16 protein-coding genes are annotated in these 18,949 nt (G+C 52.7%); 4 read left to right on the top strand and 12 right to left on the bottom strand.

All coding sequences use genetic code 11. The features are described from left to right. Nucleotides 1-55: 55 nt before the first annotated feature. From ABJV08_RS14290 to ABJV08_RS14315, 6 genes are all read right to left on the bottom strand, one after another. Nucleotides 56-1,351 carry an HD-GYP domain-containing protein gene (locus ABJV08_RS14290; protein WP_348037714.1) on the bottom strand — a complete coding sequence of 432 codons (1,296 nt, stop codon included), beginning with the start codon at nucleotides 1,349-1,351 and terminating at the stop codon, nucleotides 56-58. 600 nt (nucleotides 1,352-1,951) lie between these two features. Continuing rightward, entirely contained in the window at nucleotides 1,952-2,737 is a 786-nt protein-coding gene (locus tag ABJV08_RS14295; RefSeq protein ID WP_348037716.1) for a polyphosphate kinase, read from the bottom strand. A 167-nt stretch (nucleotides 2,738-2,904) separates the two neighbouring features. Continuing rightward, the gene (locus tag ABJV08_RS14300; RefSeq protein ID WP_348037718.1) at nucleotides 2,905-3,759 is read right to left on the bottom strand and encodes an alpha/beta hydrolase; all 855 of its coding nucleotides are present in this window, start codon (nucleotides 3,757-3,759) and stop codon (nucleotides 2,905-2,907) included. Nucleotides 3,760-3,844: 85 nt separating this feature from the next. Beyond that, entirely contained in the window at nucleotides 3,845-5,629 is a 1,785-nt protein-coding gene (gene aspS / locus ABJV08_RS14305; protein ID WP_348037720.1) for an aspartate--tRNA ligase, read from the bottom strand. Between the two features lie 160 nt (nucleotides 5,630-5,789). Then, complete coding sequence (locus ABJV08_RS14310) at nucleotides 5,790-7,304, bottom strand: FAD-binding protein (RefSeq protein WP_348037722.1); 1,515 nt, start codon at nucleotides 7,302-7,304, stop codon at nucleotides 5,790-5,792. Next, a complete protein-coding gene (locus tag ABJV08_RS14315; RefSeq protein WP_348037724.1) occupies nucleotides 7,304-7,636 on the bottom strand; it encodes a hypothetical protein in 333 nt (110 codons plus the stop codon). The genes ABJV08_RS14310 and ABJV08_RS14315 overlap by 1 nt, the downstream gene beginning before the upstream one ends. 71 nt (nucleotides 7,637-7,707) lie before the next feature. Here ABJV08_RS14315 and rnd point away from each other — a divergent pair, with 71 nt between their 5' ends. After that, the gene (gene rnd / locus ABJV08_RS14320) at nucleotides 7,708-8,940 is read left to right on the top strand and encodes a ribonuclease D (protein ID WP_348037726.1); all 1,233 of its coding nucleotides are present in this window, start codon (nucleotides 7,708-7,710) and stop codon (nucleotides 8,938-8,940) included. Here the strand turns inward: rnd and ABJV08_RS14325 are convergent, their stop codons facing one another. The 4 genes from ABJV08_RS14325 to ABJV08_RS14340 are packed head-to-tail and all read right to left on the bottom strand — an operon-like array spanning nucleotide 8,941 to nucleotide 14,567. After that, nucleotides 8,941-10,413, bottom strand: coding sequence for a Ppx/GppA family phosphatase (locus tag ABJV08_RS14325; RefSeq protein ID WP_348116193.1), 1,473 nt, complete (start codon nucleotides 10,411-10,413; stop codon nucleotides 8,941-8,943). A 44-nt stretch (nucleotides 10,414-10,457) separates the two neighbouring features. Beyond that, entirely contained in the window at nucleotides 10,458-12,647 is a 2,190-nt protein-coding gene (locus ABJV08_RS14330; protein WP_348037728.1) for an RNA degradosome polyphosphate kinase, read from the bottom strand. A 3-nt stretch (nucleotides 12,648-12,650) separates the two neighbouring features. Further along, the gene (locus tag ABJV08_RS14335; RefSeq protein WP_348037730.1) at nucleotides 12,651-13,268 is read right to left on the bottom strand and encodes a DnaA/Hda family protein; all 618 of its coding nucleotides are present in this window, start codon (nucleotides 13,266-13,268) and stop codon (nucleotides 12,651-12,653) included. Between the two features lie 12 nt (nucleotides 13,269-13,280). Further along, on the bottom strand, nucleotides 13,281-14,567 hold the full coding sequence (locus ABJV08_RS14340; protein ID WP_348037732.1) for a heavy-metal-associated domain-containing protein: 1,287 nt from the start codon (nucleotides 14,565-14,567) through the stop codon (nucleotides 13,281-13,283). Nucleotides 14,568-14,629: 62 nt separating this feature from the next. Between ABJV08_RS14340 and purM the strand changes: the two genes are divergently transcribed. Then, nucleotides 14,630-15,736, top strand: coding sequence for a phosphoribosylformylglycinamidine cyclo-ligase (gene purM / locus ABJV08_RS14345; RefSeq protein WP_348037734.1), 1,107 nt, complete (start codon nucleotides 14,630-14,632; stop codon nucleotides 15,734-15,736). Then, the gene (purN, locus tag ABJV08_RS14350) at nucleotides 15,729-16,694 is read left to right on the top strand and encodes a phosphoribosylglycinamide formyltransferase (RefSeq protein ID WP_348037736.1); all 966 of its coding nucleotides are present in this window, start codon (nucleotides 15,729-15,731) and stop codon (nucleotides 16,692-16,694) included. The genes purM and purN overlap by 8 nt, the downstream gene beginning before the upstream one ends. 178 nt (nucleotides 16,695-16,872) lie before the next feature. Here the strand turns inward: purN and ABJV08_RS14355 are convergent, their stop codons facing one another. Beyond that, entirely contained in the window at nucleotides 16,873-17,454 is a 582-nt protein-coding gene (locus tag ABJV08_RS14355) for a LuxR C-terminal-related transcriptional regulator (RefSeq protein WP_348037748.1), read from the bottom strand. Between the two features lie 124 nt (nucleotides 17,455-17,578). After that, nucleotides 17,579-18,352, bottom strand: a complete 774-nt coding sequence (locus ABJV08_RS14360) for an SDR family oxidoreductase (protein ID WP_348037738.1) — start codon at nucleotides 18,350-18,352, stop codon at nucleotides 17,579-17,581. Nucleotides 18,353-18,436: 84 nt separating this feature from the next. Between ABJV08_RS14360 and ABJV08_RS14365 the strand changes: the two genes are divergently transcribed. Further along, on the top strand, nucleotides 18,437-18,934 hold the full coding sequence (locus ABJV08_RS14365) for a nuclear transport factor 2 family protein (RefSeq protein WP_348037740.1): 498 nt from the start codon (nucleotides 18,437-18,439) through the stop codon (nucleotides 18,932-18,934). Nucleotides 18,935-18,949: the final 15 nt, after the last annotated feature.

The following is an 18,949-nucleotide window of genomic DNA, read 5'->3' on the forward strand; positions in this document are numbered from 1 at the left end:
GGTTCAGAAAAGGAAACGCACCTTCGCTTGGATGAGAAGCGTTTTCCAGACGCCATCAAGACGCGGTCGGTTTGCTCAACAATTCTGCCGACATTGTCGACCAGTCTGAAAATCCCCACTTTTCTGGTTCTTCTACGGACAGGACCTTCCGCGATCGACTGCGACGGGTGTCGATGTCTTTCCGAGTAATTTCACACCCCTTGTCCAGAGAGTAGAAGCTACGGACAATGGGCGCAGAATAGTCCTTGGGAGATTCTCCGATGACGATGGCCAATTCATCGTCATTCAAGCGCACCAGCGTGCCAACCGGCAATATGCCAAGGCTGTCTATAAAATTTCTCAGGATAAGCTGATCAAAATGGCCAGACCAAGACTGCATCTTAGCAAGCGCCTGAGAAGCAGACAGGGGGGAATTATAAGAGCGCTGAGAGGTGATCGCGTCATAGACGTCACAAATCGCTGACATACGGGTGAATATGCTGAGGTTGCCCGCCGGAATTTTCCCTGGATAGCCCGTTCCATCCATTTTCTCATGATGCCGCAGACATACTTCCAGCGCGATATCGCTGATACCCTCAGACGCCGACAATATATCATGACCCCGTTGCGGGTGGTTGCGTACCGTGACCCATTCCTTCTCATCAAGCTTTCCAGGCTTGGACAGGATGCTGTCCGGGATCGATGTCTTGCCAACATCGTGCAAAAGACCGGCCATACCGATATCTTGTATTTGCGCCTCGGGCGCGCCCATCTTTCGGGCCAAATTGACCATTAGCGCGCATACAGCGACGGAGTGAAGATAGGTATATTCATCCTTGGTTTTCAGTCTGGCGATATTCAATATGATCGTCGGATCAATATTGACCGACTTGGATATCTGCTCGACCAATGGCGCCATGGTTTTCGATTTGACCGAATTGCCCAGACGCGCATCCTCGAACATATTCATCACGGCCGCCTTTGAGCGCTTGATCGTGCCCGATGCCTTGCGAACCTCGGCAGCACGTTCGCGCGGAGACAGTTTTTTGAGGGTCGGTTTTGCGACGTCTCTGAGATAGGAGCGGGGCCTTGCAACCGGCGATCGCGCTTTGGCTGCAATCGGTTTTGGAGAACGAACAGATGCCTTCCCCGATTGCATTATCGGGGCTCGCTCTGCAGAAATCGCCAAGCCTTGCCCTCGCGATTCATCGATTGTCACATGAGCCACATCGCTCGAAACGATCTGCTGCAATTGTTCTTGATCCGTCAAAAGAAATCGTGAGCGCCAAAATGGGTGTTTAAACCAGGATCCCTCCATGGACTCTACAAACATTCCCAATCCGAGTTGGCTGGTTGGGATTTTACGAAGCATGCACCAATTTCCTCAATTCGGATTCATTCTCACCTCTGTTTACGGTAGGTTTGGTGATGGCTTAAACCGACGATGAGGATCTACAATGATCCTCCATTTGCAGCACCGAAACGCGTCGGAATGCTGCGCACAAGAAAAGCCAAGACGCTTGTGACGGAAGATGGGAATTCTGATGGTTTAATGGAAGAAAAACCCTCGCGAACTGACATAGGTCAAGGATCTAAAATTATCAGAAGAGCCTGATTCTTGATCCTCCAGTGCGCCCCTCTGCCCCGCGGAGGGTGTAACCAACTTGCGATCGAGGAGATCAGTTGATCTCTTCATTGTGGAAGCTTGTTCATCTCTCAACAACAGATTTTTTAAATCACTCATGAAAACCACTCCTGATACTTGCCCAAGGAAATTAACGTTTCCGTGACGACCAAGCGAGCGACAACCGACTCATATTGAATGTAAAAGTGGTTGCCAAAGAAAGTGGTGGTTCAAAAAATCATGTCAATAATCTGAATGCGAAAGCTCGATCCGACGCACCAATGCTCGATGTGTTCAACATCTTGCTCAAACTAAAATTTCGCGCCAATGCTTAGGCTGTGCCGGCCTTTAGGAGTTAGCCTTATAACCGAAAGCATCCTCTGCCAATTTTACCAATTCCGGATCAGCGTCTGGAAAATCCTTCGGCAAAGCCGCATCCAGCATATCGGCAACGTAGGTCAATGCCTCGATACGCGCGGCTTTCTTGTTGTTGCCATCGATCACTTTCCAAGGCGCCCACCGGGTATCGGTATGTTCGAACATATCCGACATTGCCGCTAGATATTCGTCACGCTTTGATCGGTTCCGGAAATCATCCTTGGTGATTTTCCAGCGCTTTTCAGGCGTATTGAGACGATCTTCAAATCGCTCGTCCTGCGTTTCCTGGGTCGTGTGAAAAAACAGTTTGATGAGATTTGTACCGCAATCAATCTGCTGCGATTCAAATTCGTTAATCTCGTCATAGCCGCGTTTCCAGTCCGCTTCGCTGCAATATCCTTCAACACGCTCCACCAAAACCCGGCCATACCAGCTGCGGTCAAAAATGCCGATTTCGCGGCTACCCGGCAGTCGCTTCCAGAACCGCCATAGAAAATGCCGGTCTTTCGCCTCTTTTGTCGGTGCACCGATTGGGTGCACTTCAAAATAACGTGGGTCCCATTGGGCAACCATACGGCGAATTGCCCCACCTTTGCCTGCGGCGTCCCATCCCTGCAGAACAATGATAGATCGGCAGCCATGAATGATATGCTTTGCCTGAATACGCGACAGGCGTTCTTGCAGCGCTTTCAGACTATCCGAATAATCACCGTCGAATTTGTCGCCTGATTCATAGTCGGACAGGTCTATGGTCATTCTAACTCCGTTCGCGCTAAGCACCCGACCAAGAGCGCAATAAAATCTCGGCACGGGCCAAAGCAAGTTCAGCCCGAGCAGGTCTATATATCAAATATATTCAATCGACCAACCGCTTAACCGTAAACGCAAATTGTGATTTTATCGTTAGCAACCGGCAGGAAGCGTCAGACACCGACGATCAGTTGCCCGATATGTTTCGGATCCTGCATTGCCATGAAGTGCGTAAGATCAGGCAGATAAACATCCGTGCCGTCAGAAAAACTGTCGGCCAATCCGGCGGGCGTCGGTGAGCCGGCAAAATCAAAAGCGCCGCTTCGCTCGATCTGCGGCGCGCGCAAGATAGTCACCGACTGTTTAATCCGATCGATCATTGGCCAAGGATCGACGGATGCACTTGTCGCATAGACCGATGCTTCGGTTTGCGGCGGACAAGCCAAAATATAACCGCCCTCGCCATCCGGCAATAGTCCATATTCGCAATAATCCCGCAAAACGTCAGGGTCCCAAAGCTTATAGGGATGTCTATCTTGAAACCGATCAACCATCGCATCGGGGCCGGTCCAGCTATTGCGGCGCTTAGCAACCATCTCGTTGGTCGCGCTATAATCAGGCGGGTTCTGATAGACTTCCCGTCCCATGATCACCGGGTCAACCAGCACCAAACGTTCGAAAAGATCAGGCAGCCGGTCCACGACCTGCACCAGGCAATGGCCGCCCATGCTATGTCCCGCACTCGCCGCAAATTTTACTCCAAGGGATTCCACAAGTTCCGCGGTTGCCGCGGCAACCATCGTCCAGTCGGTAATGACCGGTTTAGCGCTGCGCCCATGGCCCAACTGATCGACAGCGATAACATGGGTGTCTTCCGGAAAAGCTGCGACGACTTTATCCCAACAGCGCGCATGAAAGCCTGTGGCGTGAAGCAGCAATATGGACGGGCCTTCATTGGCCCTGCCCCATTCAAAATAGCAGATTTCTCCCTGAGAGGACTGGAAGACTTGCTGGATTGGAAAATTCATACACAATTTCCATTGGCTATGATCTTGTCGAAGAACGGGTATCGATAAGCGTTGTTCGACAGACTCACCACTAACGGATTTGGGGTCAAGCTTCCTTCGGCGGCTCAACCACCCGAATATGCAATTCCCGCAATTGCTTCTGAGAGACACCGCTTGGCGCGCTCATCATCAGATCTTCCGCTTTCTGGTTCATCGGAAATAGCACGACTTCGCGGATGTTTGGTTCATTCGCCAGCATCATCACGATCCGATCCACGCCCGGAGCCGAGCCACCATGCGGTGGTGCGCCATATTTGAGCGCATTGATCATCCCGGAGAATTCGCTGTCGACCTGCTCCTTGGTATATCCAGCAATCTCGAATGCTTTGTACATGATATCCGGCCGGTGGTTCCGGATTGCACCAGAGGACAGTTCGATACCGTTACAAACAATATCATATTGCCAAGCAAGAATATCGAGTGGGTCTTTGTTTTCCAGCGCGTCCAACTCGCCCTGCGGCATAGAGAAGGGATTGTGCGAGAAATCCATTTTCTTCAACTCGTCATCATATTCGAACATCGGATAGTCGACGATCCAGCAGAATTTAAACGCGTTCTTGTCGATCAAATCCAATTGTTCCGCAGCCCTTGTCCGCGCAACGCCTGCCAGTCTCGCTGCGTCGGCTTCCTTGCCGGCAGCAAAAAACACACCATCATCGGGGCCACAGCCAAGATCGGCTAGCAACTTCGCCGTGCCTTCTTCGCCATGGTTCTTGGCAATCGGCCCGCCGGCAGCGCCTTCTTTCATGTTGATATAGCCAAGTCCCGCAAAGCCCTCGCTGCGGGCCCAGTCGTTCATGCTATCAAAAAATTTGCGGCTGTTCTTGCCTGCTTCCGGTGCGACAAAGGCCCGCACCGTGCCGCCGGTCGACGTGATCTTGTCGAACAGACCGAAACCCGAACCTTTGAAATGATCGCTGACATCCTGAATGATGATGGGATTGCGCAAATCCGGCTTGTCATTGCCATATTTCAGCATCGATTCCTTATAGGGAATCCGCGGAAATTCGCCTGCGGGAGTCACCGATCGGCCATCGGCAAATTCTTCAAACACGCCCGCGAGAACCGGCTCCAGCGTCTGGAACACATCTTCCTGGGTGACAAAGCTCATTTCGAAATCGAGTTGGTAAAATTCGCCCGGCGAACGGTCGGCGCGCGCATCCTCGTCACGGAAACAGGGTGCGATCTGGAAATAACGGTCAAAGCCGGCAACCATCAGCATCTGCTTGAACATCTGCGGTGCCTGCGGAAGCGCATAAAATTTACCAGGATGAACACGGCTCGGTACGAGATAGTCCCGCGCGCCTTCTGGTGACGACGCTGTGAGGATCGGAGTTTGAAACTCGGTAAAGCCCTGCTCGGTCATACGATTGCGCAGACTCGCGATCACCTTGGAACGAAGCATCATATTGGCGTGAACAGCCTCGCGCCGCAGATCGAGGAAACGATAGCGTAGGCGGATATCCTCCGGATATTCCTGCTCACCAAAGACCGGCATCGGCAATTCATCGGCCGGGCCTTGCATGCTGACCATGTCCGCCACCAGTTCTACATCACCTGTTGGCAGGCTTTTGTTCACCGTTTCATCATCGCGAGCAACAACTTTGCCGGTGACCGTGACAACCGACTCAACCCGTGCGCCGTCGAGCAGTTTAAACGCATCACTGCCGGTCTCGCTAACGATCTGGGTCAGGCCAAAATGATCACGCAGATCGACAAAGAGCAAATTGCCGTGATCGCGCTTGCGGTGAATCCAACCGGACAAGCGGACTTCTTCACCAACGTGCGAAGAGCGAAGCGCGGAGCAATTGTGGGTACGATATGCGTGCATGATGAACCTTTGAAATTGGGTGTTTGCCTATATGGCAAGATTGCAGGCGTAACACAGGTCTGCGGGCCATTTGTCAAGGCTTGAGATTAGCAAAACAAGCCTTCCTGCGCACTTGCGCTGCCCCCAATCTCCGCATTGTAACCCTGACAAGCCATCCTGTCTAAATCAGTCCCAATTTGACCAATTCTTCATTGGCGAAAACCTGCCGGTCAGCCGCATCGGGCATCACTTGCGATTGGGCCCATTTCCAGTCGGCAAAATTCTGTTCATAGTCCCGCTTCACCCGCCGCTCGTCTAGGTTGTTGGTTTTCCCCCAATGGCGGGTAAAGGCGATTCCAGCATCATCCAACGCCTCAATCACTGCCTTGTAACCGCTATGACTGGATTCCACATCGGGTCCGTCGAAGTCGATAACGACATTGTCCGGCCAATGGGCGGGGGCCAACAGACCTTCTGCTTGGTGCACGAAACGAATGGTAACAACGGTCGCGCCACCACCTTGTCGAAAACTATTAATAATTAAATCAAATGCTTCACTAAGCTTATTGCGATCCATTGTTACTGAACCATTGAACAGACTGGCAATCGGCGCATGTTCCTCGGTTGTGTTCCCCCATGTTGCAATGGCTGGTGGATCATTGACATCACGGTCGTCGGGATAGCCTTGTTCCATTGCAAACTGCATGATTGCGCCCTTGAAAAGATCGCTGTTGGTTATGAGATTCCCGAGCAAAGTCAGGGCATCATAGCCAGCCCCCATCTGACCCGCCGGCGGCGGCGGGATACTGCCGTCGAAAGGGCGTTTATAAAGGAAACGCAACAGACAATTATTCCCGAAAGGGTCAAAAGGATTGAGAATAACTTGTTGAAAATATGGGTTTTCATTCAATCCGAATTCTTTTGAAAACCTCTGAAACTCACCACGGGACAGCCAATCGATATGCTCTCGGCTAATCTTCGTCGCCTTCTGGATATTCTGCACCATGTAGATGGGATCGGTCTCGATAAGCATCGCTGTGACAAAGCCCATGGCACCGACATGGAGCTGGGCTGCAGCAAATATCCGATCGTCCCGAATAATTTCCGAACCGGTCTGCGCGATGAAGTCATCCGACAGCACCGCTTTCTTTGGAGCAATCCATAATATCCGTTCGGGTGTCACCAATTGCACCGCGCGGACATGATCCTGAATGCCGCCCTGTTGCCAAACGCTACCGTGGGTTCCCGTCGCACAAGCGCCAGCGAAACTCTGGCCATTACTGGCACCACCGGTGCGCAGTGATCGACCAATTTCCTCCGCGCTCTCATAGACTTCATCGACGGTCGCGCCTGCCTGCACGAGAAGCAACGATTCAACATCATCGTCGCAATCATCATGCAAATCTTTGGCCGACAGTTTAAATGTCCGGTTGAGCCGCAAAGTCTCGACCAACCATCCATCTTCGACCACGTTGATCGGAGATGGCGACCAACCGGCGCCAATCGGTCGCACCGGTATCTGATATTGCTTCGCTTCCCTGAGCAACGCCAGCACCGTTTCTGCTACGCTTTTCAGATAATCCCGTCCATTCGTCTGCTCACCATTGACCAGTTCAATCCGATCCTTGAGGTTGCAGGCAGCGGTTTTATGATAGTTGGTCCAGACTTGCTGACCCAGTTTCACGACGCGCGCCATCAGGCTTCTCCCACATCAGAATCACCAGCGAAGCAGCGATAGGCGATACTGACGGTCCGAACGAAACCAAATGTCACCAGGCACACCAAAATAGCCTTCTTGGTCATAAAGAACCGCATATCGTTGATGCCAAGCCGCATGCAATCATCAACTTGCAAAGAGCGCCCCCGCCGGGAAGCGAAACCCCACGCAAATATCGTAATCTCAATCGTCTTCCCACCCACCGGCCGCGGATCAGCAACCGCCAGAAAGGTATCTCCAAAAAGCGACATTGCCTGCCCAAGCACTAGCATTGCCAATAAAATTATCAGAATCAGTGACCAAAATGCCATGATTTCCCCCGATTTTTGTCCTGCACCCACGAATTGTTTGCGGGATGAGCCGCCCGCTGTATAGGATAAAAATGCACATCCATAATTTGCTGACGGACAATCAAGACATCGCCGATATTTGCGCTCGCTTTGCGACCGCGGATTTTGTGACGGTTGATACAGAGTTCATGCGCGAGAATACCTATTGGCCCATTCTCTGCCTCATTCAAATCTCTGACGGCAAGGAAGCTGCTGCGATCGATCCCTTGTTCAAAGGTATTGATCTTGAACCGCTGCTAGATCTGCTGGTCAACAATGAAGATGTGCTCAAAATCTTCCACGCTGGCGGACAAGATGTGGAAATCATCCACAATATGACCGGCAAGACTCCCCATCCGATCTTCGACACCCAAATTGCGGCCATGGCCATCGGCCAGAGCGAACAGATCGGCTACGCCAATTTGGTCGACAGCTGGCTTGGGATTACATTGGACAAAGGCGCGCGCTTCACCGATTGGTCGCGGCGTCCGCTCAACACGCGGCAACTTGAATATGCCGTCGCTGATGTCACCCATCTCGCAGAAATCTTTCCGATGATGTTGGAGAAATTGCGCGAAACCGGACGCGGCATGTGGATCAATGCCGAGATGGAAAAGCTCGCTGATCCTGAGAATTATATCAATGACCCGGAAAAATCCTGGTTGCGCGTCAAGTCACAGGGACGCAATTTGGACATGCTCGGAAGGCTAAAAGCGCTAGCCGCATGGCGGGAAAAAGAAGCCCAGTCGAAAGACTTGCCGCGCGGACGGATCATGCGCGACGAGACGCTGGCCGATATTGCGGCTCATCCGCCCAAGGACCAGTCAAAGCTGGGACAAGTGCGAGGGCTTTCGTCGGGCTGGAAAAATAATGATATCGGCGCACGATTGATGGACATCATCGATCAGGCAGAACCACTGTCGCGGGATGACCTGCCGCAGAAAAATGGCCGGCGGCCCAAAAATGGCAAAGCCAATGCCTTGGTAACGGACTTGCTCAAATTGTTGCTCAAAATCCGTTCGGCGGAAATGAACGTAGCATCACGCTTGCTGGCTCGCGCCGATGATCTGGACCGGATTGTCGCTGGAGAACGCGAAGGCGTGCCGCTTCTAGAGGGCTGGCGCTATGAGGAATTTGGTCGAGACGCCCTCGATTTGATCGAAGGTAGAGTCAGCTTCACCGTCAAAGATGGCAAGCTAAAGATGACTCACCAGCAAGAATCAGAAACTGAGGCTGCGGCTGAAACCGAGACTAAGGCCGAGAGCAAAGCTGCTGACGCAGAATAGCTAATCGCTGGTCATCACTGGTTCCAGCCCGAGTATATTTGCTAGATGCCCGTGCCGTTTGGCCACCACATCTCCGTATAGATGCACCAATTCTCCGGGAATTGTCAGCTTGAGCTTTTCTCCTGATCTATGGATATGAGTCTGCTCCAGCGGATTGCGGGTCCCTCCGCTTAATCGCTGCCCCAGACGCATCGCCAATCCCCAACTGATTGCCCGTTGCGTTGCTTTTTCGCTGGCCAGCTGACCACCGCCGGGGAAGACATCATTACCGCCGCCAAAACTGGTGTAGAGGGCCTGCCCCAGCATCTCACGTTCTGCTCCGGTGATTCCTACCCAGTTGCCGTGCAATCCCATCTCCAGTCCGCGCTCCGCCCGAAAATTGGGATTGGCGCGCCAAGCAACATCGCCCAGATTGCAGGCCGCCTGACGAATGCGATGCCATTCTGCGGGATCGTCAGAAAAAATTTCAGCAATCCATTTCCCGAGCAATTTGCTGTTCGCGGGAAAACGAGCTTGCACCGATCCAGCATCTTCGGTCGCCAACAATAGCGGATCACGGGCGGCTTCCTGCTTGCTGATACTTTGAAACAGCAAACCTTCACGGACCCCATAAGCGGAAACGACCATCTTGCTGCTGTTCAGATAACGTACCAGCATGGACAATAGCCAGGCGGCATCCTTCAACGTCGGTATCCGGGATGTTGAAAGCCCCGGTACGGCCTTTAACTTCTCCTTGTTCAGCAGCGCCAATCTGCTCACCAATCGTTGTGCGCGGCGCTGCTCCATCTCGTAGTTGTGAATGACCGGAAGTGAATATTTGCTGTCAAACATATCAAGCCGGGCCAAGGATCTCCATGAACCGCCGACCAGATAGAAGGGAAGCTCTTGTGCATTTTTCTCCCACCCCGTTTTTTTCAGCATCTTCCGTACTTGGCTTTTAAGAGCATCCTGTCCCTTAGCGCGCAGGTCCGCCACCCTGAGCACGCCGAGCGGGAAAGAAAACCGTTCGAGCACCTTGCCTTGATCAACCATGGCCAGCTCCAGGCTTCCACCGCCTAGGTCGCCTACGATCCCCTTGGCATTCGGGATGCCAGAAATCACGCCCAACGCCGCGGATTCCGCTTCTTCTTCACCCTGCAGCACCGCAACATCATAGCCGATCTCATGCGCCACCTTGAGCAAGTCTTCACCGTTGCTGGCGTCTCGCACCGCAGCCGTGGCAAAGCTCTTGATGTTATCGACCTCCATTTCCAGGCACAGGCGATGAAACCGCTTCAATCCCCGAACAGCAAGTGCCATGGAATCCTTTGCAATCGCACCTGTGGTTGACAATTCCTTGCCCAATCCAGCCATGACCTTTTCATTGAACAGAATGGCAGGAACCCTAGATGGTCCTTGGTAGACCACCAATCGGATGGAGTTTGATCCAATATCTACAATTGCGGTGCGTCGGTTGGAAGTTCGCTTTTTCACTTGCGCAGAATGGGGCAACGCTCCCTTTTTCGCGAGCATATCAGTCACGCCTTTTTCTTGCGGCGACGCAAGCTGAGACGGGGCACAGCCGTGCTTTTCTTCAAGGCCTTGCCGCGGCCCGAGAGCGACGGGTTGGTCATGAAGTAACGATGCAGGTTGAAAGACTTGCTAGACGGCTCCACACGGGTGTAGCTGCCGTCCGCATTTAATTCCCAGCTCTGTTCATCATCAATCAAATTGGCCACCATGACCTGGTCCAAAATCTGATCATGGACCGTTTTGTTGGTGATCGGCATCATATATTCCACTCGACGATCGAGATTTCGCGGCATCCAGTCCGCTGATGAAATATAGAGTTTTGCTTCATCATTGGGCAGTTCCCCGCCGTTGCCAAAAGCCCAAATTCGGCTGTGCTCGAGAAAACGGCCAATCACCGATTTCACCCGAATGTTATCTGACATGCCCGGTACATCCGGTCGAAGGCAACAAATTCCGCGAACCACCAAATCAATTTCAACACCGGCATTGCTCGCCTGATAAAGCTTCTCGATCAAGGCAGGGTCGACAAGCGAGTTCATTTTTGCCCAAACCATAGCCGGCTTGCCGGCGCGAACATTATCGATTTCCTGATCGATCAATCCCATCAAGTCTTTGCGCAAATCCCGCGGTGACATGGAGATGAGCTCCAATTCCTTAGGTTCGACATAGCCGGTGATATAGTTGAACAATTGCGCCGCATCGCGCGAGGCTCTCGGGTCAGCAGTGAAGAAGCTGAGGTCGGTATAGATTTTGGCCGTTATTGGATGATAATTGCCAGTTCCGAAGTGGCAATAGGTGCGATAGCCTCCTTGCTCCTTGCGCACGACCATCGATATTTTCGCATGTGTCTTCCACTCGATAAACCCATAAACGACCTGTACGCCAGCCCGTTCCAAGGCGCTCGCCCAAAGCAAATTCTGTTCTTCATCAAAACGTGCCTTCAACTCGACGATTGCGGTTACCGATTTTCCCGCTTCGGCAGCATCGATCAGAGCCCGAACGACGGCGGACTGTTTGCCCGCTCGATACAGCGTCTGTTTGATCGCCACGACATCGGGATCAGCAGCCGCTTGCCGTAGAAACTCGATCACCACTTCAAACGATTCATAGGGGTGATGGACCAGGATATCCTTATCCCGGATCGCAGCAAAACAATCACCGCCGTGATCCCTTATACGTTCCGGGAAACGCGGACTATAGGGCGTGAATTTGAGGTCTGGACGGTCTTCACTTACCAATATGTCGAGATCACTAACCCCGACCAAGCCGTTGATGCGGCTTTCGGTCGCTCCATCGTGCAAGAGATTTTCGCGTAGCATCGCGATCACTGGCTCTGCCAGATTTGGCCCCATTTCCAAGCGGATCACATCCCCCCGACGGCGGCGTTTTATAGCGCTTCGAAAATAGCGCACCAGATCCTCCGCCTCTTCCTCGACTTCAATATCGCTGTCGCGGATGACCCGGAACAAGCCGCTGTTTTTGACGGTATAGCCAGGAAAAAGAATGTCGGAAAAACTCTGGATAACGGTCTCAACGGAAACATAGACAGCGGATTCACCGGGCAAGCGAATGAAGCGCGCCAGGCCGGAGGGTATCATCACCAGTTCCCGAATGCCTTGTTGATCCGATTCCCGCACCAAATCGAAAACCAGACTCAGCCCTTTGTTTGGGATGAATGGAAAAGGATGCGCTGGGTCAAGCGCCTGTGGCGTCAACACCGGGAAAATTTGGTCCAAAAAATGCTGCCGAAGCCAAGTTCGCGATTCATCCGCAAGATTGTCCAAGGTCGAAACAAAAATATCTTCATCCGAAAGTGTCTTGGAGAGCGCCGACCATACGCGTTGTTGATGCTCGAGCAACGCCTCCACACGAATTGAAATGGCATCAAGCTGCTGCGTAGCGGTGAGGCCATCTGCTGAACGTTCATCAATCCCCTGGCGATATTGACCGACCAGTCCAGCAAAGCGAACCATGAAAAACTCATCGAGATTGCTGCCTGAAATAGACAGGAAGCGAAGCCGTTCAAGCAAAGGGTGGGCGCTGTTTTCAGCCTCTTCAATCACCCGTTCGTTGAATCCCAGCCAGCTTATTTCCCGATTGAAGTAGCGCTTGGTTCCATCTTCCGAAAAGGCACTAAACCCAGCACCGTTGGGCGATATACCGTTGCCGGTCGACTCTGGAGCGGGACTTTCCATATGTTAGACGTCTACCTTTTCATCGTCAGTTTCAATAAAACCAAGCGCCGATTTTGCGATCGCCAGATTTATCGGCCTTTTGGTTTCGATAGCGAGCGCGTCCATCTTCTGTGCCAATTGTTGCACCATTGCGTAGGAACGTGTCATCCGCTTCTCGAGATAGCGCAAAACATCTTGAGAAATAGTAAGTCCGCGAGCGGCATAATATTTTTGGAAAAGTCCATCGATCATCGCCTGGTCGGGTGGCCCGATTTCCAGATGCAAGGACGAAGCGAGGCGCGACTTAAGGTCCGGTAAAGCGACATCCCATTGCGAGACTGGTTTTTCCGACAAAAGCAGCAGAGGCTTTTGCTCATTGTTCGCACGATTCCAGAGATGAAACATCTCATCATCTTCACGGCTTGAAGCGTCCTCCAGGATCAATCCGCCGGTCTCCGCTGCAAACGCAGCAGCCATGGCCGTTTTGCCCGACGCTCGCGGTCCGATAAGAATCATCGTATGGTGAGACCAGTCTTGCCATTGCTGCAACTGCCGATGAACCTCGGAATTGGCCGCCGTAACCAGATAGCCATCCTGTTCCGAAGATAGGTTTTGTTCGAGCGGTAAGGCTATCTGGCTCACGGTCTCGCCTCTTTACTGTCCGGAACGACTGATGCGCAGCGCGCCCGCTCCTTGCTGAACCTGCCAGCCTTGTGCCCGAAGCGCCGCAGCCAGAGAAGAAATATCACCCTTATAGGAGACGTTCATGACCGAAACACCGCCAAGAGCAAGGCTTGAAGTCGAAGCGGACGTCACGCCCGGAACCGAACGCACCGACGATTCCCCGCGCCCCACAGCACCGACATCCGGTGTCTCATATTGCAGCGAAATGCTAGTCGTCGTAACCGGAGCTGCTACCGGATCTTCTCGAACAGGCTCTGTTGCATTGCTGGCTGACGGCGTGGCCGAAGAGGCACTATTGCTACTTGCCACAACCGCATCGTCATCGAGATCAAAATCATCCAGATTAAGATCCTCGATGTTGAAGGGATCGACAACAACCAACGACTTGTCCGTTTTCAATATGCCGCGCGATAGGGCGCCAGAATAGATTTCATCCATTCGCACAATACCCTGATCCAGCATTTTGGGAATATCTGCGCTGCGCTCTACCTTAAGCGTAAAGCTCTCGATGAACCGGTTGTCCGGTCCGTAGCGAGCGGTAAATTTCGCCTGCACGGGCCCGCCTGGATAAGTGTATGACAGACGGACAATTGGAATGATCACATCGGCCGCGCCAAATTGATCCAATATATTCCGCCACCAAAGACGACTAGGGCGATTCGCTTGCCCAGCGGTAAGAACAAGCGATTCGCTATCTGATCCATAAGGACGGACATAGTCGATTGCGCTGTCGCCGGACTTGAAACGCGCCCAGGCTTTTTGCCACTCTGTGCGGCTTTCAAACACTTGCGGTGAACCACCGCTCCACATAATCGGCAACACCAGCAGCGGCGGAGACCGCAGCTTTCTTCCGCCAACACCAAGAATTGAGCCCGCTCTTGCCCGATCGAACATTACCCCAAGAGTCGCAATATAACGCTTGGGGCCGATCTGCTCTTGTTCGACGATGATCGCTGATACGACCGTATTCAGCGTGCCATCGGACAGACCCGAAGTATTGCCGCCTTGCGTGCGCTTATACAGAATCTTCCACGCTTTGCGTTGGGCCTGTTCCCAGCCTTTTTTACGCGCGTCAAAGGCGTCGTCACCCGAGACATTCACCTCAACGCCCATGACTTCAAAGTCGCCGGTGCTCGCAAGCGGCGCGACGCCGCGCTCTGTGCCTTCCAGTTGCGCATAGACAACTGTTCCGGCGAGCACAGTCACCGCCGCAATAATAGCAGCGATCTTGATCCTAAAGTCACTCAAAAAACTCATTTGCGCCCTTTTGACGATTATGGCGTGGAAATCCAGTCGCGAGTTGTCTAATCGCTCATCTTATGAGTGAAAAGCAAAATGAGCCGGATTCTTACACCTATGCAAAAGCAGGTGTCTCCATCGAGGCGGGCAATGCCCTGATAAAAGCGATCGCGCCGTTGGCCAAAGCCACGGCTCGTGCGGGCGCCAACGCAGAGCTAGGCGGTTTTGGAGGATTTTTTGATCTCAAGGCAGCGGGGTATAAAGACCCGCTATTGGTGGCGGCCAATGATGGCGTTGGAACAAAATTGAAACTCGCCATTGATTATAACCGCCATGATTCGGTCGGAATCGATCTTGTCGCCATGTGCGTCAATGATTTGATCGTGCAAGGGGCGGAGCCGTTGTTCTTCCTCGACTATTTTGCGACCGGAAAGCTTGAAAATGGCATCGCCGAGCGGGTTGTCGCGGGAATTGCCGAAGGCTGCAAGATGTCCGGCTGCGCGTTGATCGGCGGAGAAACGGCAGAGATGCCAGGCATGTATGCCGATGGTGACTATGATCTTGCAGGCTTCTGTGTGGGTGCCGTGGAGCGAGAAAAAGCCGTAACCGGAGAACATATCGAATCGGGTGACGTTTTGCTGGGCCTCGAATCATCGGGCGTCCACTCCAACGGCTTTTCATTGGTTCGGAGACTGGCCGCCGATAAAGGCTGGAAACTAGATCGCCCTGCCCTGTTCAACTCAGACTTATTGCTGATCGAGGCCTTGATCGCACCGACGCGAATATACGTAAAATCATTGCTGCCCCTCATGCAATCCGGACGGATCAAGGCGCTCGCTCACATCACAGGTGGCGGTTTGCTTGAAAATATTCCGCGGGTGTTGCCCGACGGACTCCACGCGCATGTCGATGCCGCCCAATGGGAGCAACCCCGGTTGATGGCGTTCTTGCAAGCGCAGGGTAATATTGAGCCAGAGGAGATGGCACGTACTTTCAATTGCGGTATCGGAATGGTCTTGGCTGTTTCACCCGTCGAGGCCAACGCTATCACGGCAGATTTGGAGGCTGCTGGCGAAACAGTCCATCAACTCGGTGACGTTCGAGAAGGAACCAAGGGCTGTTCTGTCTCGGGCGCACGCGGAATTTGGTCCGCCACAAGCGATTGGACCGCTACGCACAATGGCTGAAAAGGCCAAAATCGCGATATTAATTTCCGGCCGCGGATCCAATATGGCGGCTTTGATCTATGCCGCTAAGTCTCATGATTGTCCGTATGAAATAGTATTGGTCGCCTGCAACGACTGCGATGCATCCGGCTTGAAGCTAGCGGAAGCGGAAGCCATCACAACCTTTGCCCATTCGCACAAAAGCATGTCGCGGGAAGATTATGATGATGTCATGCATGATGCGATCACCCGGTCCGGTGCAGAATATGTCGTACTGGCTGGCTATATGCGGATATTGAGCGATGGGTTTGTCAGAAAATGGGCAAATCATATGCTGAATATTCATCCCAGCCTGCTGCCTAAATATAAGGGACTCGATACATATCAGCGAGCAATCGATGCCGGAGACAAGGTTGCTGGATGCAGCGTGCATCTCGTCACAGCCGAGCTGGATGACGGTCCAGTGTTGGCGCAAACCGAAGTTGCAATCCTGCCCGATGACAATGCCGAACGGCTCGCCAGACGGATATTGATTGCCGAGCACCAACTATATCCCGCCACGCTGGCAAAATATGTCTCCCGCGAAGCCGATCCGGACTGGATTTTAGAACAGGTCCGCGAACGCGCACTTGCTCTCGCGGAAACTCATGAAAGGGAAAGCTTTGGTTCTCCGGGTTGGCGAGCTGGTAGCGAAAAGACCGGGAAATACTTCGCCTATTTTACGCAAAAACTGCATGGCGAAGCCAGTGTGGGCCTTTTGGTCAAAACAAGTGGACTGGATGAACAAGCCGCTTTGGTCGATGCGGATCCCGAACTCTATTATATTCCCAAATTTTTCGGGAAATCCGGTTGGATAGCGGTGCGCCTCAATATCGGTCGAACCGATTGGGATCATGTCTCAGACTGGCTGTACAAAAGCTGGCGGATGGTCGCCCCGAAGCGGCTCACCAAAATGATCGATATAGCCGATCAATTTTAGAAAAAAGCGCACCACGGGCTGAAAATCTCTGGACAACACGGAGGAGGGAGAAATGTTGTCCAAAAAAAAAGGGTGCGACCCGAAATCGGGAGTGAAGTTCCAACCCGTGATGCGTGAACAGAGATACTCTCGACCAAGCAAAGGTTCGATACGGCTATAGGACCGTATGAATCAAAAACTACATCCCTGCTTCAACGGCCAATCGGACCATATCCGCTGCGCTGGGAACATCGAGACGCTTCATTAAGATCGATCGATGCATTTTTACGGTTCGCTCGCTGAGATCCAATTCATGAGCAATTTGCTTGTTAAGCAAGCCTTTCGCAATGAACTGCAGCACCTCGCGTTGCCGCTTTGACAGATCTTTCACGATGGCAACCGCCCGCATCCGGCGGGCCTTAGCTAAACTGGGAGCATCCGCGTCTATTTCCACCTGCGATCCCAGAAAATATTCCAATTCGCCTTCTTCATCGAAAAGAGGCGCAACAAGCACGGCATTCTGGAACGGCGTGCCATCTTTCTTATAGTTGAGAATCTCCACCAGAACGGATTTTTGTTGCCGCACCCCGCGCCTGATTTCCTCTGTCAACCAGGGCTCAGTGGCCTCGCCGGATAGAAAGCGACAATTTCGGCCGACAATGAAATCCCGTCCATAGCCTGTCAGTTGAATGAAACTATCATTGACGGCGACAATCGGATTGTCGGGCAGGCGGGGATTGCTCACGACCGATGCGATCGGGCTATTCTCGATCAACGCCATGACAGACGATTTCGGCAAATCCGATTTAGAGACCGCCTGAGGTTCTTTCCCGTCCTTACTTTGCTTGCGATCCATTTCGCTAAGCTACCCGATGTACAAGGTGCAAGGCAAGCAGTTCAGAGATCTAGGCCACAGCCCCTTCCATCACAGATTTCGCATTGTCTACGCGGATGGCTGCCCCATTGATGAACTTGCTTTCCTCAGACGCGAGAAACAAAACCGTATTTGCTATGTCATTCGGTTCGCCAAGCGCGCTGGGAGCCGGTCCATCACCGGCCGGCCGGAGATCATCACGCCCCATAATCTTGGGCCCAATACCCTCCACCATCGGGGTCAATATTCCGGCTGGATGGACGCTGTTGCAACGAATATTATATTGGTTGTTGGCGCTATGCACCGCAACACTTCGGGTGAGGCTTTCGATCGCACCTTTGGCCATGGCATAAGCCACAACAATCGGTTCTCCGACAATTGATGCAATCGAACACATGTTGATGATCGACCCGCCGCCCGATGCTTTCATCGCGGGCACGGCATATTTACAGCCGTAAAACGCGCCATCTGCACTCACCGCCATGACGAAGCGATATTCCTCGGCCGTTTGCGTTTCAATCGTTCCAGGCTCCACCACACCGGCGTTGTTGACCAATATGTCGAGCTGACCGTGGCGCGAGACCACATCGGCAATCAGATCTTCCCAGCCTTGCTCATCCCGAACATCCTGAACATGAAATTCCGCCGCATCGCCAATTTCTGCAGCCACGCGCTTGCCATTGTCTGCGTCCATGTCGGTCATGATCACGACAGCGCCTTCGCGCGCAAACATACGCGCATCTGCTTCGCCGAGCCCTTTGGCTGCACCTGTTATTATTGCCACTTTGCCTTGAAGCCTGCCCATGCTTTATCTCCCACATAAATCTTGCGTTGAACGCTAAGGCCAGAGTGAAATAATAACGACTGGCAAAATTAGGAGATATCAAGGATGTACACTTTGGATCAATTGTCGGCACGCGAAGAAATTCGGGATGTCATCCACCGCTATTGCAAAGGGATCGATCGTCGTGACTGGCCGCTCGTCCGCGCTTGCTTTGCGGACGATCATGTCCACAAACATGCGGAATATGAAGGTCCGCCTGATGAGTTTATCGGCTTTGCCAGCCAGGTTCTGGAGAATATTCCCGGTACCCATCACTCGATATCCAATGTCCACATCAACCTTTCGGACGACGGCACCAGCGCCACCACCGAAGCCAATTTCGTCGCATATCACTATATCGAACCGGGCAATCCGGACTTTGCCCCTTGCGAAACCAATGGCAAGGCCACGGACTGGATCGTCGCGGGTCGTTATTGCGACACGCTGGAAAAACGCGATGGTCGTTGGATCATCGTCCGCCGCGAGGCCTTTCACGACTGGGAACGCGCCGAAGAGGCGACCAGCGCGGCAATAACCGAAGGGCATCATGCGAGCGGCGGTTAACCCTCTGAAATTATG

Origin of the sequence: Parasphingorhabdus sp., assembly GCF_039982395.1 — a bacterium.
Lineage (GTDB): Bacteria > Pseudomonadota > Alphaproteobacteria > Sphingomonadales > Sphingomonadaceae > Parasphingorhabdus.